Annotated in this window: 22 protein-coding genes; 14 read left to right on the top strand and 8 right to left on the bottom strand. The window is 65.9% G+C overall.

Annotation, left to right across the window (positions count from 1 at the left end; all coding sequences use genetic code 11):
* Nucleotides 1-36 precede the first annotated feature (36 nt).
* The 5 genes from ACQP0C_RS31380 to ACQP0C_RS31360 are packed head-to-tail and all read right to left on the bottom strand — an operon-like array spanning nucleotide 37 to nucleotide 5,147.
* Complete coding sequence (locus tag ACQP0C_RS31380) at nucleotides 37-849, bottom strand: carbohydrate ABC transporter permease (protein ID WP_433725809.1); 813 nt, start codon at nucleotides 847-849, stop codon at nucleotides 37-39.
* Nucleotides 839-1,780, bottom strand: a complete 942-nt coding sequence (locus ACQP0C_RS31375; protein ID WP_433725807.1) for a carbohydrate ABC transporter permease — start codon at nucleotides 1,778-1,780, stop codon at nucleotides 839-841. Before ACQP0C_RS31375 ends, ACQP0C_RS31380 begins: the two co-directional genes overlap by 11 nt.
* Nucleotides 1,781-2,632 (bottom strand): metallophosphoesterase, encoded by an 852-nt coding sequence (locus ACQP0C_RS31370; RefSeq protein WP_433725805.1) that lies wholly within the window; start codon nucleotides 2,630-2,632, stop codon nucleotides 1,781-1,783. It abuts the gene before it with no gap.
* Nucleotides 2,629-4,002, bottom strand: coding sequence for an ABC transporter substrate-binding protein (locus ACQP0C_RS31365; RefSeq protein WP_433725803.1), 1,374 nt, complete (start codon nucleotides 4,000-4,002; stop codon nucleotides 2,629-2,631). Before ACQP0C_RS31365 ends, ACQP0C_RS31370 begins: the two co-directional genes overlap by 4 nt.
* A 38-nt stretch (nucleotides 4,003-4,040) precedes the next feature.
* Nucleotides 4,041-5,147, bottom strand: a complete 1,107-nt coding sequence (locus ACQP0C_RS31360) for an ABC transporter ATP-binding protein (RefSeq protein ID WP_433725801.1) — start codon at nucleotides 5,145-5,147, stop codon at nucleotides 4,041-4,043.
* Nucleotides 5,148-5,452: 305 nt separating this feature from the next.
* On the opposite strand from ACQP0C_RS31360, the gene ACQP0C_RS31355 reads away from it, so the two are divergent.
* On the top strand, nucleotides 5,453-6,145 hold the full coding sequence (locus ACQP0C_RS31355) for a hypothetical protein (RefSeq protein WP_433725799.1): 693 nt from the start codon (nucleotides 5,453-5,455) through the stop codon (nucleotides 6,143-6,145).
* A gap of 284 nt (nucleotides 6,146-6,429) precedes the next feature.
* Here ACQP0C_RS31355 and ACQP0C_RS31350 read toward each other — a convergent pair whose 3' ends face one another.
* Nucleotides 6,430-6,774, bottom strand: coding sequence for a winged helix-turn-helix transcriptional regulator (locus ACQP0C_RS31350; protein WP_433725797.1), 345 nt, complete (start codon nucleotides 6,772-6,774; stop codon nucleotides 6,430-6,432).
* A 76-nt stretch (nucleotides 6,775-6,850) separates the two neighbouring features.
* Here ACQP0C_RS31350 and ACQP0C_RS31345 point away from each other — a divergent pair, with 76 nt between their 5' ends.
* A complete protein-coding gene (locus ACQP0C_RS31345; protein WP_433725795.1) occupies nucleotides 6,851-7,201 on the top strand; it encodes a DoxX family protein in 351 nt (116 codons plus the stop codon).
* 449 nt (nucleotides 7,202-7,650) lie between these two features.
* Here the strand turns inward: ACQP0C_RS31345 and ACQP0C_RS31340 are convergent, their stop codons facing one another.
* Complete coding sequence (locus ACQP0C_RS31340) at nucleotides 7,651-8,478, bottom strand: class I SAM-dependent methyltransferase (RefSeq protein ID WP_433725793.1); 828 nt, start codon at nucleotides 8,476-8,478, stop codon at nucleotides 7,651-7,653.
* A 71-nt stretch (nucleotides 8,479-8,549) separates the two neighbouring features.
* Between ACQP0C_RS31340 and ACQP0C_RS31335 the strand changes: the two genes are divergently transcribed.
* Both ACQP0C_RS31335 and ACQP0C_RS31330 read left to right on the top strand, forming a co-directional pair.
* The gene (locus ACQP0C_RS31335; protein WP_433725791.1) at nucleotides 8,550-9,152 is read left to right on the top strand and encodes a TetR/AcrR family transcriptional regulator; all 603 of its coding nucleotides are present in this window, start codon (nucleotides 8,550-8,552) and stop codon (nucleotides 9,150-9,152) included.
* Between the two features lie 365 nt (nucleotides 9,153-9,517).
* Nucleotides 9,518-9,886 carry a hypothetical protein gene (locus ACQP0C_RS31330; protein ID WP_433725789.1) on the top strand — a complete coding sequence of 123 codons (369 nt, stop codon included), beginning with the start codon at nucleotides 9,518-9,520 and terminating at the stop codon, nucleotides 9,884-9,886.
* A 207-nt stretch (nucleotides 9,887-10,093) separates the two neighbouring features.
* Here ACQP0C_RS31330 and ACQP0C_RS31325 read toward each other — a convergent pair whose 3' ends face one another.
* Nucleotides 10,094-11,326, bottom strand: a complete 1,233-nt coding sequence (locus ACQP0C_RS31325) for an ROK family protein (protein ID WP_433725787.1) — start codon at nucleotides 11,324-11,326, stop codon at nucleotides 10,094-10,096.
* Nucleotides 11,327-11,473: 147 nt separating this feature from the next.
* On the opposite strand from ACQP0C_RS31325, the gene ACQP0C_RS31320 reads away from it, so the two are divergent.
* The 10 genes from ACQP0C_RS31320 (at nucleotide 11,474) to ACQP0C_RS31275 (ending at nucleotide 22,502) form a co-directional block, all read left to right on the top strand.
* Entirely contained in the window at nucleotides 11,474-12,523 is a 1,050-nt protein-coding gene (locus tag ACQP0C_RS31320; RefSeq protein ID WP_433725786.1) for a substrate-binding domain-containing protein, read from the top strand.
* A complete protein-coding gene (locus ACQP0C_RS31315; RefSeq protein ID WP_433725784.1) occupies nucleotides 12,514-14,034 on the top strand; it encodes a sugar ABC transporter ATP-binding protein in 1,521 nt (506 codons plus the stop codon). The genes ACQP0C_RS31320 and ACQP0C_RS31315 overlap by 10 nt, the downstream gene beginning before the upstream one ends.
* Nucleotides 14,031-15,089 (top strand): ABC transporter permease, encoded by a 1,059-nt coding sequence (locus ACQP0C_RS31310; protein WP_433725782.1) that lies wholly within the window; start codon nucleotides 14,031-14,033, stop codon nucleotides 15,087-15,089. Before ACQP0C_RS31315 ends, ACQP0C_RS31310 begins: the two co-directional genes overlap by 4 nt.
* Before the next feature lie 33 nt (nucleotides 15,090-15,122).
* Nucleotides 15,123-16,010 (top strand): SMP-30/gluconolactonase/LRE family protein, encoded by an 888-nt coding sequence (locus tag ACQP0C_RS31305; RefSeq protein ID WP_433725780.1) that lies wholly within the window; start codon nucleotides 15,123-15,125, stop codon nucleotides 16,008-16,010.
* A complete protein-coding gene (locus ACQP0C_RS31300) occupies nucleotides 16,007-16,621 on the top strand; it encodes a bifunctional 4-hydroxy-2-oxoglutarate aldolase/2-dehydro-3-deoxy-phosphogluconate aldolase (protein WP_433725778.1) in 615 nt (204 codons plus the stop codon). Before ACQP0C_RS31305 ends, ACQP0C_RS31300 begins: the two co-directional genes overlap by 4 nt.
* Before the next feature lie 76 nt (nucleotides 16,622-16,697).
* Nucleotides 16,698-17,627 carry a sugar kinase gene (locus ACQP0C_RS31295; RefSeq protein ID WP_433725776.1) on the top strand — a complete coding sequence of 310 codons (930 nt, stop codon included), beginning with the start codon at nucleotides 16,698-16,700 and terminating at the stop codon, nucleotides 17,625-17,627.
* A 10-nt stretch (nucleotides 17,628-17,637) separates the two neighbouring features.
* On the top strand, nucleotides 17,638-18,393 hold the full coding sequence (locus ACQP0C_RS31290) for an SDR family NAD(P)-dependent oxidoreductase (protein ID WP_433725774.1): 756 nt from the start codon (nucleotides 17,638-17,640) through the stop codon (nucleotides 18,391-18,393).
* Nucleotides 18,390-19,535 carry a galactonate dehydratase gene (gene dgoD, locus ACQP0C_RS31285; protein ID WP_433725772.1) on the top strand — a complete coding sequence of 382 codons (1,146 nt, stop codon included), beginning with the start codon at nucleotides 18,390-18,392 and terminating at the stop codon, nucleotides 19,533-19,535. Before ACQP0C_RS31290 ends, dgoD begins: the two co-directional genes overlap by 4 nt.
* A 120-nt stretch (nucleotides 19,536-19,655) precedes the next feature.
* Nucleotides 19,656-21,611: an amino acid transporter gene (locus ACQP0C_RS31280; protein ID WP_433725770.1), complete on the top strand. Its 1,956-nt coding sequence runs from the start codon at nucleotides 19,656-19,658 to the stop codon at nucleotides 21,609-21,611.
* Nucleotides 21,612-21,950: 339 nt separating this feature from the next.
* Nucleotides 21,951-22,502 (top strand): hypothetical protein, encoded by a 552-nt coding sequence (locus ACQP0C_RS31275; protein WP_433725769.1) that lies wholly within the window; start codon nucleotides 21,951-21,953, stop codon nucleotides 22,500-22,502.
* Nucleotides 22,503-22,605: the final 103 nt, after the last annotated feature.

The following is a 22,605-nucleotide window of genomic DNA, read 5'->3' as shown; positions in this document are numbered from 1 at the left end:
GGTTTCTCACCCAAACCGACTGTTACGTGGGAAATGTTACTTCAGCCCCGACCGCACGAAGGCATTCACGATGTGACGCTGCAGGAGCAGGTACATCAACAGCACGGGCAGGCACGCCAGGCTGGCGAGGGCCATCATCGGGCCCCACTGATCGCCCTCGGTGCCCATGAAACTGCGCAGGCCGAGTTGGAGTACACCATTGGATCGGCGCAGTACGACCGCGGGCCAGAGGTATTCGTTCCAGGCATTGATGAACAGCAGGATGGCCAACGCGGCGAGGGCGGGGCGCAGATTGGGCACCACGACGGTCCAGAGGATGGACCAGGAGGAGCGGCCGTCGATTTTGGCGGCGGCGATGAGTTCCTTGGGGAAGCCGGCCATGTGCTGGCGCAGCAGCAGTACCGCGAGCGCCGAGCACAGGGTGGGCAGGACCACGCCGATCAGCGAGTCGACCAGGCCGAGCCGGGTGAGCAGCACATAATTCGGCAGCATCGTCACCTGGAACGGAACCAGCCAGGTACCGACGAACGCGAGGTACAGGATCCGTTGGCACGGAAAGGTATACATCGCGAACGCATAGGAGGCGAGCAGCGCGACCAGCAGCTGCCCGGCCGCGGACAATGCCGCCACGAAGAAGGTGTTGCCGATCAATCCGAGCACATCGACCTTTTCGGCGGCATCGGTGTAATTGGCGAACGAGATCGGCCATGGGAACGGCGAGAGTGAGCCGACATCCTCGGGGCGGCGCAGCGAGGTGGCGAACAGCCAGTAGATCGGGAATACGCACACCACCGCGGTGACCGCGAGCAGCGCATGGCTGCCCGCGGTACGCAGACGGTCAATCATCATGGAAGGCAACCTTTTCCGCGATCCACACCAGAATCCCGGCGAGCACACCGAATCCGGCGAACAAGAGCACTCCGGCCGCGGCGCTGAGCCCGGCGTCGAAGCTGTGGAAGGCGTAGTCCCACAGCAGGTAGTAGATATTGGTGGTGGCCTGCGCCGGCCCGCCCTGCGTCATCGAATCGATCAGCGGGAAGGTCAGCGTCGGACTGAGCAGAACGGTGGTCAGCACCAGGAACAGCAGGGTGGGGGAGAGCAGCGGCAAGGTGATCCAGCGCCGGATCTGGCCCGGGCTCGCACCGTCCACCTGCGCCGCCTCTTCGTAATCGCCGCTGATACCGGCCGATCCGGCCCACACCACCAGCACCGCGAAGCCGAGCAGCTGCCAGCCGGTGATCCCGATAATGACGGCGTGCGCGGTGCCCGCGTCGTACACCCAGTTCCGATCCGAGCCGAGTACCCGGTCGACGAAACCCGTGCCCGGATGCAGCAACCACCGCCACACCGCCGCCGCCGCAACGGGAGCCACCAGAAACGGCACGAATATGAAGGCGTGATAGATGGTCCGGCCGCGCACTCTTCTGCTGGCGAATGCGATGAACACCGGCAGCACCACGGTGAACGGCAGCATGCCCGCGATCAGTATGCCGGTCCTTTCGACCGAATCCCAGAAGGCCGGAAGTTGCACCAGCCGTTCGTAATTGCCGGTACCGACCGGCTTCATCGGCGCGGTCGGCAGCAGATTCCACGAGTAGGTGGACAACTCGAATGCCTGGACCAGCGGCCGGTAGGTCCACACCACCAACAGGAACAGGGCGGGCGCGAGATAGAGGTAGGGCACCAGCAGCCGCCTCGCCCGGCGACACCGGGCGGGGCGGCGGGATTGCGGAGCCGGTGCGATATCCGCTGCCGCGGTCGGTATTTCGACGACGAACATCTACCGGGCCTCGGCGGCCAGTGCCGCGAGCTGCTCGAGCACATCCGCTTCGGCTCTGTCGTAGACGGTTTCGGCGGGCGTCGCCTCGATCGCGGTGGCCACCAAGGTTGTACCGAGCACATCGATGCGGCTGTAGCCGAATCCGTTCAGGCCACGGTGGCGCCCGCGTGGCGCGATCGGATCGATCCGATACGCCATCGCTGGCCCGATCCACACCGGAATGCCGCCAAGGGCCGCCGCAGCGGTCACATGGTTGTGCCCGCAGATGATCAATCGCACATCCGATCCCGTGAGCACCTCGCCGAGCAGCTCCGGCTGCTCGAGCCGCAGATATTCGGTGGCGGCCACCGGGGACGGGATCGGCGGATGGTGCAGGACGAGCAGTGTGCCGCGCGGCGCGGGTTCGCGCAGCTGATCGGCCAGCCAGTCCAGCTGTTCGGGTTCGAGCCGTCCATCGTGCCGGCGCGGTGTACTGCTGTCCAGTGCGATGATCCGCAAACCGGCGATCTCGACCACCCGGTCATGGGTGGCATCCGGATCGACCGAATCCAGGCCGAGCAATTCGATCCCGAAGGCCACGCGCTCATCGTGATTGCCCATCACGTACACCGGCTGCGCGCCGAGTTCGGCGGCCGCCGGCTCCACCGCGTCGCGCAGCCGCCGATAGGCCTCCGGTGATCCGTTATCGGTCAGATCGCCCGACAACACCAGTGCGTCGATGCGTTGGCGCGAGTCCAGCAGCTGCTGCAGCACCTGGGTGAGGTTGGCATAGGTGTCCACCATGCCGTGCACCCGTTCACCGGCGGGCCGGATGTGGGTGTCGGTGAGCTGGACGACGGTCACCGAACTCATGACGCGGGCAGCAGTTCGGCGCCCTGTTCGCGGGCGGTGGCCAAGGTGGACTGCGGATCCTTGCCCTGGAAGACGATCGATTCGACCGCATCCATCATGCCGTCACGGATCTGCAGATAGTTGGTGCCCGGCATGGAGATCCACGGCTCCATATTCGCCAGCTGCGCGACATTCGGTGCCAGCAAGGGATTCTGCTCGGACCAGGTCTTCAGTCCGTTCGGATCGTCCAGCAAACCGGTACGCAGGGGCAGGTATCCGATGCCCTGCGAGATCTTGGTGTAGGCCTGCTCGCTGGTGAGGAATTCGATCAGCTTCCACGACGCTCGCTGCTTGGCCGGGTCATTGGACAGAATATGCAGCGACGCACCGGAATTCGTCGGCACGGTGGGTTTGCCGGCGAAGCTGGGCATGGGCGCGGACCGCAGGTCCCATTTGTCCTTGGCGCCGGTGATGAAGGTGCCCTGGATGGCGCTGGTCTCCAGGATCATGCCGATCTCGCCGCGCGCGAAGGCCTCATAACCCTGCTTCTGGTTGAGCTTCGGCATACTGCCCGCGTCGACGAGTTGCTTGCTCGTCCGCGTCACTTCGACCGCGGGGGCGTCGGCGAAGGACAGCGTCCTGCGGTCTTCGGAGATGACCCGACCGCCATTGGAGCGCACCAGCGACTGGAAGCACCAGTCCTTGGCGGTCTTGGTCAGACAATCGATGTACACGCCGCCCTTGCCGGTCTTCCCGGTGATCGCGGCGGCTGCCTCGGCGACCTGCTGCCAGGTGACGGGTGGTTTCGCCGGATCGAGCCCGGCCTCGGTGAACAACGAGGCGTTGAAGTACAGGACGGGCGTGGAGAAGACGAACGGGACGCCATAGGTGTGGCCGTTCCAGTCCGCCAGGGTCCGCGCTTTCGGGGCGTACGGGTACGTGGCCCCGTCGAAATTGTGCTGGACCTCCTGTGCGGAAACCAGGGTGTCCAACGGCTTGGCGCCGAGCTGGTGGATGGTGTAGTCCAGATCGCTGAAGCCGAGCTGCGCGACATCCGGCGGGGTGCCGGCCACCAGCTGGTTCTGAATGCTGGAGATGGTGTCGGTGGCCGGATTCGGGCTATTGCCCTGCGGCTTCTGCGCGGTGACCTTGATATTCGGGAACTTCTTGCCGAAATCGGCGAGCAGCGCGTTGAAGGTGTCGGTCCAGGCCCCGGCGAGTCCGTAGTTATAGGACTCGAACACGATGGACACCTGCTGATCCGGCTGCAGTTCCGGGATCTGGGCTGTATCGGCATTCGAATCGGTGGTGGTGCTCCCGAGGCCGCCGCAGGCGCTGAGCGCGACGGTGGTTGCAAACACCAGGCCCAGCACGGGCACGGTGCGTTTCACGGTGGTTCTCCTCATCGGTGACGGGTGGTTGTGAAGAATCAGGCTGCTACCGAATCCCGTTGTGGCTCTTGCCAAGTCAGGCGCAACCCGGACTCCGGGTGGAACAGGTGCAGGTGTGCGGGATCGACGCGCAGCCCGATGGACTCCTCGGCGCGCACTCCGGCCGGGCGCGGTGCGCGGGCGCACAGCGTGTGCGCACCTGTGCTGAAGTGGATCAGTTCCTCGCTGCCCAGGTTCTCGACCATCGTGACCCGGCCGCGAACGGTGGGGTCGGCGGGGTCCGGGCGTAGCTGCTCGGGGCGGATTCCGGCGACGACGTCGATGTCGTCGCCGAAATCCGCTGCGGTGATGGCCAATTCGGCATCGATGCCATCGGCCACCAGGTACAGGCGGTCTTCGCGCCGGGTGACGACCGCGGGAAACAGATTCATCGGCGGGGCGCCGAGGAATCCGGCGACGAAGGTCGAACGCGGCCGATCGTAGAGTTCGGTCGGCGTGCCGAGCTGCTCCAGCCGACCGTCGTTGAGCAGCGCGATCCGATCTGCCATTGTCATGGCCTCCACTTGGTCGTGGGTGACGTACAGGAACGTCGCGCCCAGCCCGCGATGCAGCGAAATCAGTTCGGCCCGGGTGGCACTGCGCAGTTTCGCGTCCAGATTCGACAGCGGTTCGTCCATCAGGAAGGCACCCGGATCGCGAACCATCGCGCGGGCCAGGGCAACTCGCTGCCGCTGCCCGCCGGACAGTGCGGCGGGTTTGCGACCCAACAGCTCGGCAAGTCCGAGCGTCGCCGCCACCGCCGAAACCCGCTCGGCGATCTGCGCGCGCGGTGTGCGCCGTGCCCGCAGCGGAAAGCCGATATTCTTCGCCACCGTCAGATGCGGATACAGCGCATAACTCTGGAACACCATGGCCAGGTCGCGCCGCTGCGGCGCTTGATCGGTGATATCGGTGTCGCCCAACAGGATTCGGCCGCTCGTCGGATCGTCCAAACCCGCGATCAGCCGCAGCAGGGTGGATTTGCCGCAGCCGCTCGGTCCGAGCAACACCATGAACTCACCGTCGGCGATATCGAGGCTCACCTCCCGCACCGCCCAGGTCGCGCCGAATTGTTTGGATACCTGATCGATACGCAGTCTCGCCACCGGATCTCCTCGGTCCACCAATCGCGCCGCAGTGGTCATGACGTCAGTTTCGGTGGCCGCGCCGTGTTCGAGTCGCGTCGATAGTCAATGTCGATTGTGCGAATCAACTGCACATTCGTCCGGTGCGGACCGGCTACATCTCGGCGACGGTAGTCGCGAAGTCGAGATAGCCGAGGGCACCGGGTGACCGAGCTTGCTCGCCCGCTGACCGGCGAACTCTGACCTGTCGGCGCGATCCGCGACCGGCATGCGGCGCGTGTTCGCGCGCGCGACCTCCGCTGGAAACCCGAGAGGAACAAATAAGGATGAGGAAAATCGTTGCGGCGGCCGCCGGATTGGTCGCCGCAGTCGGCATCGCCGCCGGTACCGCCGGTGCCCAGCCCGAAGGTGCGGACGCCGTCGGATTCATCGCTGCCACCACCGACACCCAGACCATCATCAATACCGACGCAGGGGCCATGGTCGTCGAGGACGGTGTCTTCGAGATCAAGGCCAGCAACGGAACCGTCCTCACCGGCATGCCGCTGAAGTTCCGCGTCGATGACTTCGAATTCCCGATCGCGGCCGATATCGCCGACCGCACAGCGACTCTCACCCCACAGTTCGATATGGCGCACGCGACCTACAAGCCGGTCGCGCTGCCTTTCGAGGACAAGGCCCCGTGGAAGAACGAATACGACCGTGAACAGGCCGCCTGGTCCCGCATGACCAGCACCATCACCATGGGCGCCACCATCGGCACCCTGGTCGGCGGTCTCGGCGGCGGCGCCGTCGGCTGCGTCCTCGGCGGTATCGCCGGTATGACCGTCGCCTCGGCCACCATCATCGGCCTGTTCGGTCCGTTCATCCCGGCCGCGGCCATCGGCTGCCTCGGCGGCATCATCGCCGTCGGCGCCCTCGGCACCCTCGCAGGCCAACTCCTGGTGACCGCCCCGGTAGCCATCGGCGCCGCCATCCAGTACTTCTCCACGGTCAATACGCCTTTCCAGGGTCATTGATCTGCCCTCCGGGCTGGCCGGTTCGGTCAGCCCGGTATGCGGCTACTTACAGGTCGGCCGATCGTGATTGCCGGACGTTCGGAACGGAACGAACGCGGTCGCTCACAATTTCGGCGCATACCGTGCACATCGCCGATGTTCCGGTTCATGCTCGCCAAAACCCCACGGTCCGTACAGTTTTCGCCACCGCGATACGACGCCGCAAGAGCGAGCTCCACACGCACTAGGAGATCACTCGGCCGCGCGGAAACGATCAGCGACACATGGTGTGGGCTGTGTGGAACCTAGTGCGTCTGGTTCGCGGCTGCCGATTCCTGGAAGTCGAGGAGTGCTTCTCCATGCGTCTGCGCCCACTCCGTCAGCATCGCTATCGGTTCCTGGAGCGTCCGGCCGAGCGGGGTCAGGCTGTATTCCACCCGTGGGGGCGCTTCGGCGTACCGCTGTCGATCGATGAGGCCGTTGCTCTGCAAGCGGCGCAGGGTCTGGGTCAGCACCTTCCGCGAGATACCGCCCGACAAAGCGACAAGTTCACTATGCCGCTTGGGGCCATCCGCGAGCGCGTACAGGGTGACTACGGACCACTTGTTCGCGACGATCTCGATTGCTGTGCGGGCGGGACAGTCGGACATGAACATGATTCCAGCAGGGGGCCTCACGGTCCGAAGGTTACCAAAGGGTACCTATCGGATTCCTAGCGTAGCCGTCATGCACATCGCAGCCCTGATCTTGTCTGTCCTGCTCGCTTTGGCCATGCTCCAGTCCGGAGCGATGAAGTTCTTGCGCCCCGCGTGGATACGCCAATTCGCCGAAGCGGTCCACCTCACCACCTCCCAGCTCACCGCGCTCGGGAGCCTGCAGATCGCCGCGACGGTCGGTCTCCTCTGGGGAATCTGGTTCCCGCCCTTCGCGATCGCCGCCGCGATCGGACTGGTGCTCTATTTCACCGGCGCGATCATCGCCCACCTCCGCAGCGGCGACCGGAACATGCTGGGAGCCTTGGTCTTCCTCGCGCTCTCGATCGCGACGTCAGTCGTGCTCGTTCTCAATGTCGCCTGAACTCTAGGAGCCCAACCTCGTAGTCTCGGTTGTCCGCCTTCAAGTCGCGCGCGATGTCCGAACACCCTGGAATCGGCATTACAGGGCGTTGGCAGAGGCGGTTAGCAGCCACACCTGGAGGGGCCAAGTGTGGCCGGTTAGGAGTGCGATTCCGGCGTCCACGTGGCTGGGAGGACATCTCACTCAGCACCAAGGGCCTTGGTCGTCGGTGGGACCGCTGGGTTCGATGGCAAGCCCCGCAGGGGTACGGCAGCACCCTGGAACCCATCATGGCTACGGCAATTGAACGTCCGGAAATGCCGATTTGCGTGCGTGATCGAGGGTGGAGATTCCAGGCGGTGCCGAGTGCTCGACTGCGTTTCGGTCACGGCGCGGTCGAGTGCGTCTGGTCACCGGGTTCGGCAAGCGAGGAGGCCGATTTCGGCCGCGCGGGGGCCAGATCGAGCTTGTCAGAAGGTGCCTGCGCGTACGGCGGTCGCGGCCAGAGTGGTGTAGTCCATCGTGAAGGATCCACCCAGGGCGTCGATGGCGTTGCCGGTCGCGTCCAGTATCTCGGCCAGCTGATCCGGACGGAGCCGGGTGAGACCGCCGGTGGTGGGGAGCAGTTCCAGCCATTGGTCGCGCGTATAGGACTGCTGCCAGTCGAATCGCCACTGTTCGGGATCTCCGAATTGTTCGGTCTCGCGGATCTGGTCGGCGAATTTCTCGTATCCCGCTGCGTAGAGTTCCAGGGGACGTCGAGCTGGTTGGCCGCTGAGCGGGGAGTCCGGCGCCACCCGCCGGTAGGCAGCGGCGAACGGTTCTGCCACCTCGACGGGTGGCTCGTACACGTGACCGAAGATCGCCAGTCGTCCCCCTGGGCGCAACACGGCGGCTGCCTTCGCGGCACCGGCAACCGGATCCACCCAATGCCACGACTGAGCGGCGATGACCGCATCGAAGATCCGGTCGCCCGGCTCCCACGCTTCGAAGGTCGCCACCTCGACCCGCAGGCCGCGGGCTCGCGCGAAGTCGGCCATTCGCGCATCGGGTTCGACGCCGAGCACCGTGCACCCTGCGGCCTGGAACTGGCGGGCCGCGAGGCCGGTACCGCAGCCGATGTCGAGCACGTCCGTCCCGGGGCTCCCGGCGAGGATCCGCGCCACCAATGCGTCGGGGTAGTCGGGTCTGGCCTGGTCATAGCGCTGTGCGTCCACGCCGAACGACGTGGCCATCGGCTGGGACTCCCCCGGCTGCGCTGCGGGCGGTGCTGGTTGCTCTCGCGGTATTATGGGCATTCGCCCACCTTAGTGGGCGCATGCCCACTGCGCAATAATGCCTCTGGATCGACGCACGAAAGGATCTGCGAGTGCCAACTGGGGTGCACCTTCGCGACGCGCGGCAGCAACTGTTCGACGCCGCCGAACGCGTGCTGCTGCGCGACGGGCCGAACGGACTGACCAGCCGGGCCGTCACCGACGAGGCGGGCTGCGCCAAAGGCGTTCTGCACCGGCACTTCACCGACTTCGACGCCTTCCTCACCGACCTCGTGCTCGACCGGGCCGCGCAGCTCGAGGCGCAGGCGAGTGCCTTGCGTGCCGCTGCCGGCACCGGCACGGTGACCGCCAATCTGACCGGCGCGCTGACCGTTGTGTTCGGGCCGGTTCCGGTGGCGATCATCCCGCTCATCACCTTCCGTGACGAGGTGCGCGCTCGACTACGGCGAGCGCGAAGCGGCGGCGGCATAGCGATCCTCGCCGAGGCGACAACCGCGATCTCCACCTATCTGACCGACGAGCGCGAGCTGGGCCGCATCGCCGCCGACGCCGACATCGACTCGCTCACTCTGTCCCTCGTCGGCGGCGGGCATCTGTTGTTCACAGACCGCGATTGCGGCCCGCCGACCACGGCGGCGGTCGACAAATTCGTGACAGCGGTCATCTCCGACGCCGTGCAACGACGACCGGCCTGAGCATCCACCAGCGTCGACAACAGGTGCCAACCAACTTGCCGACCACCAGCCCGCCAGCCAGGCAAGGTGTACGAGGCAGGACACGGGAACCTTTGCTGCTCAGAACATCCGGGAATGCCGCTGATCGCGTCGTCCGAAACTGCTAGAAGGACCTGAATTGCCCTGCGGGCCCGGAGCGCACCAAGCCGATGATGAAATCCACTGCTGCACAATCACTTCGGCTGAGCCGGCCACGCACGTGATGCGGCTCCCTTCGGGCCGAGTCAGGTTCGAGAGACAGCGTCGGGCTGCCGCCGAACCCGATGGCGGCCTAGGAAGTTCTGTTAGCCTCGAGGAAAGGGAGAACTTTCACGGGGGTGGAATCAATGATTCGTCTTACCGCACGCATGCTGGTATCGGCCGGAATGTGCTGTGCTGCAATGGGGGCGCTCGCGCCGCAGGCAATCGCACAAGATCTGGCGCCCGGCGTCCACTGTGACGGGCTCGCCTGCAACAACGACAACGACGAGGCCTACGTCATATTCGGCACGTTCACCTGTGTGACCACAATGTGGCCGCCCAATGGCACCGCGCCGGAGTACTACTACGAGAACACCCCCATCACCCAGGACATCGAACCGCATAGCGCCGTAACGATTCCGCTCGGCTGCGGCGGCGGTGCGGTGGTCGGTTGGGGCCTGACCAGCGCGGTCCCGCGCGCGAGCCTCCCGCGAACCGGCTCCGCGGGATTCTGACCGAAGGCCATGGCGCTGCCGCCGTTACGGCCGGACTCGGTCGGGACCTAGCCCACTCGGCGGTGTCGCGGGCCGGCTACGTCCTGTACCAGAACACGATCCGGCCGCGGGTGAGGTCGTAGGGGTTGCCGGGCCGCAGTAGAGCTGTCGACGGTCGTGGGCTCGAGGCCCGGCTGTCCGGAGACATTGCCGCGCCTGCGAATCGACCTACGTACTCGACGTGCGGATGGCGCGACGGGCGGCTATGGAGCCGAAGGTTTCGCGGTCGGCGAGGAAGCCTTCGAGGGCGAAGGTTGCGGCGCCGAGGCTGGAGGGGTTGTGGGGGAGGGTGCACAGTTGCAGGGTCACTGCGGCGAATGGATCGGACATGGCGTGGTGGGCGGCGACTCGTCGGGTTACTTCCAGTAGGCGTTCGCCGAGGACGTTGGCGACCAGGTCGCCGAAGACCATGGTGCGGGGGTTGAACAGATTCACCAGGTTGGCGACGGCGACACCGAGGTAGTGGCCGGTCTTTTCGATGACTTGGACGGCGGTGGCGTCATTGCGTGCGGCCGCGGCGGCGATGGCGGTGATGGTGGCCGCGTCGTCGGGGCCGAAAAGTGAGCTGGCCGGATCCGATTCGCGCAGGGTCTGCACGATGCCGGGGGCGCTTACGTACGCCTCGACACAGCCATGACGTCCGCAGCGGCATAAGCGTCCATCGAGGACGAGGTTGGTGTGGCCCCATTCGCCCGCGCTGTTGGTGACGCCGCGGTAGAGCGTGCCATCGATGACGACACCGATGCCGACACCTGCGCGCAGCGTCACGACGATCAGATCGTCCACATCGCGTCCGGCCCCGAACCAAAGATGCGCCGCCGTACTGGCTTTCAGCGGATTGTCCAGGTACAGCGGATGCGGCAGGCGCGGCGCGAGCAGTGACTTGAGCGAAACGTCGTGCCAGTGCCAGTACGGCGAGAACACCGAGACCCCGCCCTCTGGCTCGACCAGACCGGGCACGCTCAATCCGACGCCGAGTACCTTGTCGGCATCGTCGGCGGTCAGCTCGCGGATGCCGCGGATAATGAGTTCGGCGACATCGTCGGGCCGGGTGGCCTCGGGATCGACGGGTATCTCGACCGAGCGCAGCACGGTCATGGCCAGGTCGAAAAGGTCGAAGTGGATGCTGGTTTCGGCGATATCGACGCCGACGAGCATGCCGCGCTCCGGATTGATCGCCAGCTGGGCGCGCGGCCTGCCGACGCCCGGCGCGTCATAGCCGAGTTCGGCGAGCACCCCGACGTCCAATAGCTCGGCGATCATATTGCCCACCGTCGCGAACGAAAGCCCGGTCGCTCGGGCGATCTCCTGACGGCTGGTGTGGCCCTCAGCGGCGTATACCGCCTGCAGCACGTAGAAGCGGTTCCGGCGTCTGATGTCGCGCGCGGTCAGCTGGTACACGGTCGGGCCATCTCCTTCCGATTGATATTCGCAGACGCTACCCGAGCGCTTCGGCCAACAGTATTTACAACTATTAGTGGAAGTCTTACTGTAACCCAGGTCACCACCAGACGCCGAGTGCGCGGCAGATCACACAAGGAGCGCCCCATGTCCTGGACCCACCAAAGCCGTTGGACCAGAGCCGTTTTCTGCGGGGTATCGCTCGCACTAGCCGTGTCGGCCTGCTCATCCGGCAAGGACGACAACTCGAAGGCGACCGGGCCGCAACACACCAGCGGCCCGATCAGCCTGGTGTACGCCCAGAAGCAGGGCGATCAGGAGTACTTCATCGGCGAGGCCGATGGCGCCAAGGCCAAGGCCAAGGAGTTGGGCATCGATCTGAAGGTGGTCAATCTCGGCAATGACGCGAACAGGGCTGTCACCGAGGTACAAAACGCGGTCAACCAGAAGGCCAGCGGCGTGATCGTGGTGGTACCCGATCCGTCGGTCGGCCCGCAGGTCGCGCAGCTGGCGAAGGCCGGTGGCGTCGCGCTGCTGACCTCCGATGACCAGGTCTGTGCGAACGGTCCGGACCCGGCGTCCTGCGCCAAGGACAATCTCGTGCCCCGGGTCGGCTTCAGCGGCACCCAGATGGGCACCGAGGTCGGCACCCGCGCCGGTCAGGACTTCAAGAAGGCGGGATGGAAGCCGGAGGAGACCGCGATCATCGACGCCTGGAAGCAGGATGTGACCGTCTGCACCGACCGAGTGAAGGCCAATCAGAAGGCATTTCGGGAGGCCGCCGGTGTGGATGTCAAGGTGATCGAGGTCGGCACCGATAACACCCCATCGGATGCGCAGAACAAGATCTCGGCAACGGTGTCGGGCAACCGGTCGGTGAAGAACTGGATTGTCATGGGCTGCAATGACGAGAACGTCAGCGGCGGTGTCGCGGCCATCCAGAACGCCGGATACGCCGCCGACAATGTGCTCGGTGTCGGCCTCGGCGCCTATCTGGCCTGCAAGGAATGGCGCGGCGGTAAGCCGACCGGATTCAAGGCGGCGCTGTTCATCAATGGCAAAGACGTTGGCGCGCTGTCGGTTCAGACGATCTACGACTACCTGAAGAACGGCAAGCAGATGCCGCCCGAGGCGTACGCGCCGACCAAGATGGTCGATTCGACCAACTGGCAGCAGGCGGGCGTCACATGCAGCTGACCGGACTGCGGGTGTCCGGGCTGAGCAAGAGCTTCGCCGGGGTGCCGGCCCTGCGCGAAGTGAGCCTGGATTTTCCCGCTGGTGCGGTGACCGCGCTGATGGGTGAGAACGGGGCCGGTAAATCCACCCTGATCCGCATCCTCGGTGGCGATCACCGCCCGGACAGTGGCCATCTCGAGTTGGATGGTGTGCGACTCGAGATGGACACCCCGGCCGCCGCGCGGGCGGCCGGGATCCGGGTGATCGGCCAGGAGCCGGAGATCGTTCCGCATGTTTCGGTCGCCGAGAACGTCTACCTCGGTGCGCTGCCGCGGCGCCGGGGTCGCCTGCTCGACCGGGCGGCACTGCGCGAGCGCATGCGTGCCGACCTCACCCGACTGGGGTTCGATCGTGATCTCGATCCGGACACCGTCGGTTCGAAACTCACTGCCGCGCAACGTCAATTGGTGGAGATCATGCGGGCGCTGACCACCGACGCCAAGGTGATCGCATTCGACGAGCCGACCTCATCGCTGTCGGACCATGAGACCGAATCGCTGTTCGCGCTGATCGGCCGATTGCGGGAGCAGGGCCTCGCGGTCATCTATGTATCGCACCGGATGCGGGAGATCTTCCGGCTGGCCGACCGGGTCGCGGTGCTGCGCGATGGCGCGCTCGTCGGCGAGCGGGCGACCGGCGAGACCACCGATCGCGAGATCGTCCGGATGATGGTCGGCCGGGATCTGTCGACGTTGTTCGCGCGCAAGCACGCTACGCCGGGGCGGGTCGTCCTCGATGCGGATGCGGTCACGACCGACGATGTGTCGGAGGTGAGCCTGCGGGTGCGCGCCGGCGAGGTGGTCGCGCTGGCCGGACTGGTCGGCGCGGGCCGCTCGGAGCTGGCCGGTGCGCTCGCCGGTGATCTGCCGATCCACTCGGGGGAAGTGCGGGTGGACGGTAAGAAGCTGCGCCTACGGCAGCCGCGGGATGCGGTGCGGGCCGGATTGGGATACGCGCCGGAAGAGCGCAAGGCGCAGGCGCTGCTGCTGCATCGCGGCGTGCGCGACAATATTTCGCTCGCGATGCTCGACCGGTTGCGGCGGCTGCGGTTCGTCCGGCGCGGCGCGGAACGGCGGCTGGCACGGCAGTACGTCGAATCACTGAGGGTGCGAACACCTTCCATCGAGCAGGAGGTGCGCAAGCTCTCCGGCGGCAATCAGCAGAAGGTGGTGCTGGCCCGCTGGCTGGCGCGCAAACCCAAGGTGCTGATCCTCGACGAACCGACCCGCGGCGTCGATGTCGGGGCGAAGGTCGAGATCTATCACATCATCGAGGAACTGGCCGAATCCGGTGTCGCGGTGCTGGTGATCTCCTCCGAACTGCCCGAAGTGCTCGGCCTGGCCGACCGGATCGTCGTCATGCAGCACGGCCGGGTCACCGGCGAGCTGGACCGGGGCGAGGCCAGCGAGGAGGCGATTCTCGCGCTGGCCATGGCCGCAGACCTGTCGCATACATCTCGAGGAAACCCATGACAGACCAACAACTCTCACTCCCGGTGGAGACCGCCGCCGCCGCGCCGCCCTCGACCCTGGCGCGCGGTGCGGCCACACTCGCGCCGCGGCGTCTGGTGCAGGCGATCGGCAGCGGCAATCTCAGTCTGATCGGCGCGCTCGCTGTGGTCGTCGCGATCTTCGCCTGGCTCAACGACGGCTACCTCGATCCGGCGAATCTGGCCGGAATCGGCGAAGCGGTCACGGTTTTCGGTCTGCTCGCCGTGGTGCAGACCGTGGTGATCATCTGTGGCGCACTCGATATTTCGGTCGGCTCGCAGGCCGGTGTCGCGTCGGTGATCAGCGCGATGGCGTTCACCGCGACCGCCGACAATGCCTTCCTGGGCATTCTGGCGGCAATCGGTGTCGGGCTGGTGCTCGGGGCGATCAATGGGCTGATCATCGTCTACGGTCGCGTCAATCCGGTCATCGCGACGCTGGCCACACTGGCCGCGTTCAAGGGTGTCGCGCAGTTGATATCCGGCGGTAAGGCACAGGGTTTCGTGCTGGGCAATGATGTGTTCATCTTCATCGCCCGCGGCAAGATTCTCGGTTTACCGGTGCCGGTGGTCATCCTCGCGTTGGTCGCGACCGGCATGCATGTGCTGCTCAAATACACCGATATCGGCCGCAATATCTACGCCATCGGCGGAAATGACACGGCCGCACGGCTTTCCGGAATCAATATCAACAAGTACCTCATCGCGGTATTCGTGCTGGCCGGTGCGGTGGCGGCCATCGCAGGAATCATCCTGACCGCGCGGACCGGTTCCGGACAGCCGGTCTCGGGTAGTGAAGGGCTCGAGCTGAAGGCGATCACCGCGGCGGCATTGGGCGGATGTGCGTTGAAGGGCGGCAAGGGCACCATCGGCGGCACGCTGCTCGCGGTGGTGCTGCTCGGTGCCTTGGACAACGGGCTCAATGTGGTTGGGGTGAATACGTTCTGGCAGAACGTCGCTCAGGGTTCATTGCTGGTCGCCGCGGTCGTCATCCAGCAGCGGCGCAGCGGGGAACGCGCGGTCGGGCTCCCGACGTAGCCCGCCGTTGCCAACTCACACCAGGAGCAAACAATGATCGAACTGCAAGCCGAACGGTGCTCGCCGCGGCCGGGCCGGCTGTGTGAAGGACCGGTCTGGGATGACCGCACCAATGAGCTGCTGTGGGTGGACATTCCGGCCGGGCGCATCCATCGTGCCGTCCTGCGCGACGGCGACCTCGAACGCCGGTCCACCGTTGCGGTGGGCAGGCGGGTCAGCGCGGTGGTGCCGTGCGCATCGGGCGGGCTGATCGCGACCGCCGTCGATACCTTTCTGCACATCGCCGATGACGCAACGATCACCGAGGTCGCGGCACTTTCCCTGCCCCAGGACGGGGTGCGGCGACGCATGAACGACGCCAAGGCCGACCCGCGCGGTCGGCTGTTCGCCGGCACCATGTCCGAGGACGAAATCGTCGGCACCGCCGCGCTGTATCGTCTCGACCCCGATGCGACGGTGCGCATGGTGCGCGAGCAGGTGACGATCTCCAACGGCCTCGGCTGGAGTCCGGACGGCGCCACGCTGTACTACGCCGACAGCCCCACGCATCGGGTCGATGCCTTCGACTACGACATGGCCACCGGCACTTTCACCGGCGGCCGGACCTTCGCGGAATTCCCGGACGGTCTACCCGATGGTCTGACCGTGGACACCCGGGGATTCGTCTGGGTCGCGGTCTGGGGCGCCGGACAGGTGCGCGCGTTCGACCCCGCGGGCCGACCGCATGCGGTCATCGATATCGGCCCGGCGCAGGTCTCCAGTTGCGCCTTCGCCGGACCGGATCTGGATGTCCTCGTGATCACCACCGCCGCGGAAGGTTCCGCGGCTGCGGGTGCTGGCTCGCTGTTCACCTGCAGGCCCGATGCGACCGGACTCCCGACGAATACGTACTCCGACGCGAGGTTGGTGCGCAACCCATGACCATCGATCACGGCCTGCCCCTGGAGCCGCCGGTGATCGCGATCCTGCGTGCCCCGTCGGCCACCCGGTTCGCCGAGGTGACCGCCACCCTGCACGAGGCGGGCATTACCGCGGTGGAGTTCACGCTCAATACCCCCGGCGCCCTGGACGCATTGCGCGACAGCTCCGGATTCGCCCACCCGGTCGGCGCGGGCACGGTACTGACCGCCCTCGATGCCACACGAGCTGTGGACGCCGGTGCGGCATACCTGATCACGCCGACGGTATGTCCCGAGGTGATCGCCGAGGGCCGCCGCATGGGCGTCCCGGTGATCTGTGGTGCGTTCACACCCACCGAGATCCACAGCGCCTGGGCCGCGGGCGCCGCCATGGTCAAGGTGTTCCCGGCCTCGGTCGGCGGTCCCGGATATCTCGAGGCGATTCGGGGTCCGCTGCCGCAGATCCCGCTGGTGCCGACGGGCGGAATCGGGCTCGCCGATGCCAGAGCGTATCTGGATGCCGGTGCCAAGGCGCTCGGCATGGGCTCGCCGCTCGTCGGTGACGCGTGCACCAGCGGTGATCTGGATGCGTTGCGCGAGCGCGCGGCCGCTGTGCGGAAGGCGTTGCTATGAGGGCTGTTTCGCGCAATTCGATTGCGGTCATCGAAGCTGTCAGCGCGCGAAGGTCGCTGCTGTGACAGGAGGATTGGTGACACTCGGCGAAGCACTCGGTGTCGTCGCCGCCACCGAGTCCGGTCCGTTGGCCCCCGGTGCGGCACTGCGCATGGATTTCGCGGGCGCTGAAGCGACGGTTGCCATCGGCGTCCGCAGGTTGGGCCACGACAGCGCATGGGTGGGTAGTGTCGGTGCCGATGCCATCGGCACCATGGTGCTCGACCGGCTCCGCGCCGAACGCGTCGATACCTCGCGATGCCGGATCGATCCGGAACTGCCCAGCGGTCTGATGCTGCGCGAGCGCCGCACCGCCGACCACATCCGAGTCACCTACTACCGCAAGGGTCTCGCGGGTTCGCGACTGTCGGCAGCCGATATCGACCCCCTCCAGATCGCCGCCGCGCGCATACTGCACCTCACCGGAATCACCCCAGCCCTGAGCCCATCCGCCCGCGACGCCGTCCACACCGCACTCGACGCCGCCGTCGATGCCGGAGTGACCGTTTCACTGGATATCAACTATCGCCGCGCACTGTGGTCGCAAGCCGATGCCGCGGTGGAGCTTTCGAAGCTGGTCTCCCGAGCCGACATCGTCTTCGGTGGCACCGATGAAGCGGCCCTGCTCGTCCCGGCCGCGAGCCCGGCCGCCATGGCGGAATCCCTTGCCGCACTCGGCCCTGCGCAGGTCGTGATCAAACTCGGCGCCGAAGGCGCACTCGCACTGCACAATGGCGAGCTGATCCGGCAGCCCTCGGTGGCGGTACGCAGTGTCGACCCGGTCGGGGCGGGCGACGCATTCGTCGCGGGCTACCTCGCCGGAGTGCTCGACAATGGGTCCGCGCGACACCGCCTGCGATTGGCCGCCACCTGTGGCGCATTCGCCGTATCCGTACCCGGTGACTGGGCAGGACTGCCGTCGCGGCACGAACTCGGCCTGATCACCGGCGCCGACATCAACCGATGAGGGGAAGAGCATGAGTCGTCTGGCAGACCGGGTCGCGGTCGTCACCGGGGCCGCATCCGGCATCGGTGCGGCCACCGCCCACCGGCTCGCCGCCGATGGCGCCATGGTCGTCATCGCCGATATCGCCGAACCGGCGGGCCGCGAGGTTGCCTCGAAGATCCGCGCGGCGGGCCATCGGGCCGAATTCGTCAGCTGCGATGTGTCCTCGGAGGAGTCCTGGATCCAACTCCGGCATCGGGTCAACGCGTTGTTCGGACCGCTGGACTTCCTGTGCAGCAACGCATCCCAACAGGCCACCGTCGCGGCACACGAGCTGACCCGCCAGGCTTGGGATGACGGTCTCGCGGTCAATCTGACCCCGCTGTTCCTCGGCCTGCGCACCTTCATCGACGATCTGCGCGACCGCGGCGGCAATGTGGTCGCGATCTCCAGCGTGCACGCACAATTCGGTTTGCCCGGCTATCCGGTCTACGCCGCTGCCAAGGGCGGGTTGACCGCACTGGTCCGACAACTGGCCGTGGAGTACGGACGCGCCCGCGTCCGCGTCAATGCCGTGCTGCCCGGCCCGATCCTCACCCCGGTATGGGACGACGTCGACGAGGCGGGGCGGCGGCTGTCCGCCGCGGCCACCGCCCTGGACCGGATGGGCGCGCCCGAGGAGGTGGCCGCCGCCGTCGCCTTCCTCGCCTCCGACGACGCCTCCTTCATCACCGGCGCCAACCTGGTCGTCGACGGCGGCTGGAGCGTGCGAAAGGAGTCCCGGTGAAAATCACCGCACTCACCACCTACCTGGTCGCGCCGCGCTGGTGCTTTCTGAAGATCGAGACCGATGAGGGCATTACCGGCTGGGGTGAGCCGGTCATCGAGGGCCGCGCGCACACCGTCGCCGCCGCCGTCGACGAATTGGCCGACTATCTCATCGGCAAGGATCCGATGAGCATCGAGGCGCACTGGCAGGTCCTCACCAAGGGCGGCTTCTATCGGGGCGGGCCGATTCTGTCGAGTGCGGTGGCCGGCATCGACCAAGCGCTGTGGGATATCACCGGTAAGGCGCTCGGCGTGCCGGTGTGGCAGTTGCTCGGCGGCGCGGTCCGCGATCGGATCCGGGTGTACAGCTGGATCGGCGGCGACCGTCCCGACGATGTCGCCGAGGCCGCGCTGGAGCGAAAGGCGCAGGGCTTCACCGCGATCAAGATGAACGGCTCGGCCGAACTGGAGGCGATCGATACACCACGCGCGACCCGGGAGATCGTCGATCGGGTGGCCGCGGTGCGCGCGGCGACCGGTGACGAGTTCGATATCGCCGTCGATTTCCATGGCCGCCTATCGATTCCGATGGCGCGGCGGGTGCTGCCCCTGCTCGAGCCGTATCTCCCGTTCTTCGTGGAGGAACCACTGGTCCCGGAATGCAGTGCGCAGATCGGCGAGATCACCCGCGCGACGAGCATTCCCATCGCGACCGGCGAAAGACTGTATTCACGCTGGGATTTCAATGCTGTCCTCGATCAAGGCATTGCCGTCGTGCAACCCGATCTATCGCACGCCGGCGGCATTTCCGAGGTCCGGCGCATCGCCGCACTGGCCGAAAGCCGGGATGTCGCCTTGGCCCCGCATTGTCCGCTCGGCCCGATCGCCCTCGCCGCGAGCCTGCAGGTCGGCTTCACCACCCCGAATCTGCTCATCCAGGAACAAAGCCTCGGCATCCACTACAACACCGGCTCCGATCTCCTCGATTACCTGCTCGACCCAACCGTTTTCGCTTACCGCGACGGTTATGTCGACCTGCTGCGTGCCCCCGGCCTCGGCATCGAGATCGATGAGCAAGCGGTGGCGCGTGCCGCCGAGCGGGGCCATCGATGGCGCAACCCGATCTGGTATCGAAAGGACGGGTCATTCGCCGAATGGTGATGTGGCACTGGCGTGGCGTGGTATCGCACCGGGCCTCGTTGTCCGAGGCAGAGTTCCCGTAGATTTGCGCGGGGTCGGAGATCATCCGGCACAACCGGACGAATCTCGCAGGGGAATGTCATGACCACAACCCAGGAGCGAACGCGCTCGCCCTTCTCATCCTGGCTATTGCAGGGCGCGACCGACGAGCGGTATTCCCAGCATGCGGGTCCGATGCGCAAACCGGGCGATGCCGAACACGAGCGGTCCTGGTGGCAGGTGATGTGCCTGACCGGTGTCGACTACTTCTCGACCCTGGGCTATCAGCCCGGTATCGCGGCCGTCGCGGCCGGTGTGCTGTCACCGCTGGCCACGCTGGTGCTGGTCGCGCTGACGCTGTTCGGTGCGCTGCCGGTGTATCGGCGGGTGGCGCGGGAGAGTCCGCACGGCGGCGGCTCCCTGGCCATGTTCACCCAGCACCTGCCGCGCTGGACCGGCAAGATCTTCATCCTGGTGCTGCTCGGATTCGCGGCCACCGACTTCGTCATCACGATGACGCTGTCCGCCGCTGACGGTGCCGCGCATATCGTCGAAAACCCTTATGTCCCTGCGGCTCTGCGCGACCATAATCTGCTCATCACACTGGTCCTGCTGGCATTGCTCGCGGCGATCTTCCTGAAGGGCTTCGCGGAGGCCATCAAGATCGCGGTGGCACTGGTCGCGGCGTATCTATCGCTGAATGTTGTTGTCGCCGTTGTCGGTTTGTATCAGGTACTCACGGCGAGTGATCTGGTGGTGGACTGGACGCATGCGTTGACCGCCGAACACGGCAATATCGCGGCCATGATCGGCATCTCGCTGTTGGTGTTCCCGAAGCTGGCACTCGGGTTGTCCGGATTCGAGACCGGTGTCGCGGTAATGCCGCAGATCAAGGGCGCGCCAGGCGATTGCGATGACGATCCGGTCGCACGCATCGCCGGTGCGCGCCAGCTGCTGACGACCTCCGCCCTGATCATGAGCACCTTCCTCATCGTGACCAGCTTCATTACGGTCGTGCTGATTCCGGAGCAGGAGTTCGAAACCGGCGGATCCGCGAACGGTCGGGCATTGGCCTTCCTGGCGCACAAATACCTCGGCGATGTCTTCGGCACCGCCTATGACGTCAGCACCATCGCGATCCTGTGGTTCGCCGGTGCGTCGGCCATGGCCGGACTGCTGAATCTGGTGCCGCGCTACCTACCCCGGTACGGCATGGCGCCGGAATGGGCACGCGCGGTGCGGCCCCTGGTGCTGGTATTCGCGGTCATCGCCTTCGGTATCACGTGGTACTTCGACGCCGATGTCGACGCGCAGGGTGGTGCGTACGCGACCGGTGTGCTCGTGCTCATCACCTCCGCCGCCGTCGCGGTGACCCTGTCCGCGGCGCGAAAAGGCCAGCGCAACAAGGTGATCGGCTTCGGCGTGATATCGGCGGTCTTCGTCTATACCACCATCGCGAATATCTTCGAACGCCCCGAGGGTGTGCAGCTGGCATCGCTGTTCATCGTCACGATCATCGCGGTGTCCTTCATCTCGCGCGCCCGGCGCTCCTTCGAATTGCGTGCCATCGAGGTGACTTTCGACGAAACCGCCGCCGCGATGATCGATCGGGCCGCGGCCGAGGGCATGATCCGCATCGTCACCCACGATATCGACCAGCGTCGGCCCGAGGAGTACCGGGAAAAAGAGGCCGACCAGCGTCTGGAGAGCCACATTCCCGCCGACGCCCCCATCCTGTTCCTGGAGGTCATCGTCCGTGACGCCTCCGATTTCAGCACCGACCTGCGAGTGACGGGCCTCGAAGTGGCGGGCTATCGAATCCTGAGCGTCGAAGCCACCGCCGTCCCGAACTCCATCGCCGCGATCCTGCTCGCCATCCGCGACCGCACCGGCCTGGAACCACACGTGTATTTCGAATGGACAGAGGGCAATCCGCTGGTCAACCTGCTGAAATTCCTCTTCGTCGGTGAGGGTGAGGTCGCACCGGTGACCCGGGAGATCATCCGCCGAGCCGTGCCGAATCCGGCCGAACGCCCGCACGTCCACGTCGACAGCTAGCCCATCATTCAACCCGCTCAGTCAGCAGGGGAGCGTATTCGGCGCTCGGCAGCCTGATCACCTGGCTTGCGGCATCATTCCGCCTCGTCCCGCTCGCCGCCGTTATTGCAACGGATGAAAATCGGCGCCTGGGTAGCTCACGCGTCGATTCCGCATCGTTTTCCGCGACACGCGCGGAATACGGGAAATTCGGGCAAATCCCTAGGGGGAGAAAACAGACCAAAATTTGGAAATTTGGTACCCATCGACATTCGTTGATCATGCGGCGCATGATTGTACTTGTCTGGGTGTCATTTGTCGGGGGAAACGTTAAAGGAATCGGCAAGGATTGGAAGGCAGATGTTCATCAAGAAATTGCTCGCGACCGCGTTTATGGCCGTCGCGGCAACCAGCATAGCCACGGCCACCGCACATGGCGAGGCCGCGCTGGCGGATGTCAGCTTCACCGCTTCGGATGGCCCGATCGCCTACACGACGAGTCTCGCGGCCGATCACACCAGCGCTCTGGTGACCCTCGCCTCCGGCAGATTCGTCCTCGCGCCGGATGCGGTCAATGTGCTTGCGGACGACGGCGCGATAGTCGGCACCATCCCGACGACACTGCGCACCGACGCGGGGCAGGCGCTCGCGGTGACACCGGGGTTGGACAGCACCAGCACGCAACTGACCCTGACACCGGTCGGCGGGCCGTCCGATGAGGTCATCACGTCGCAGAATATGCCCGGTGTGCATCAGGCATGGGGACCGATTTCCATTGCCGTCGGTGCGACCATCGGCTGCCTGGTCGGCGTTGCGATCGGGATCTGGTTCTTCCTGGTCGGAGCCATCCCCGGATGCGCAATCGGCGCAGCCGTCGGCGCCGCGATCGGCTTCTTCTCACCGTTCCCGTGATCGGTGGATCAGCGCAGGTAATCGAACACAACGATCCGCGGCCGGGCGACCATTGGCCGCCCGGTCTGCTTCTGTCTGCGCCCGTCGAGGAAACCTGAGCGCG

It is taken from the genome of Nocardia sp. CA-129566, from assembly GCF_050956075.1.
In the GTDB taxonomy this organism is placed as follows: domain Bacteria; phylum Actinomycetota; class Actinomycetes; order Mycobacteriales; family Mycobacteriaceae; genus Nocardia.
This window is presented reverse-complemented; position numbering and strand designations above follow the sequence as displayed.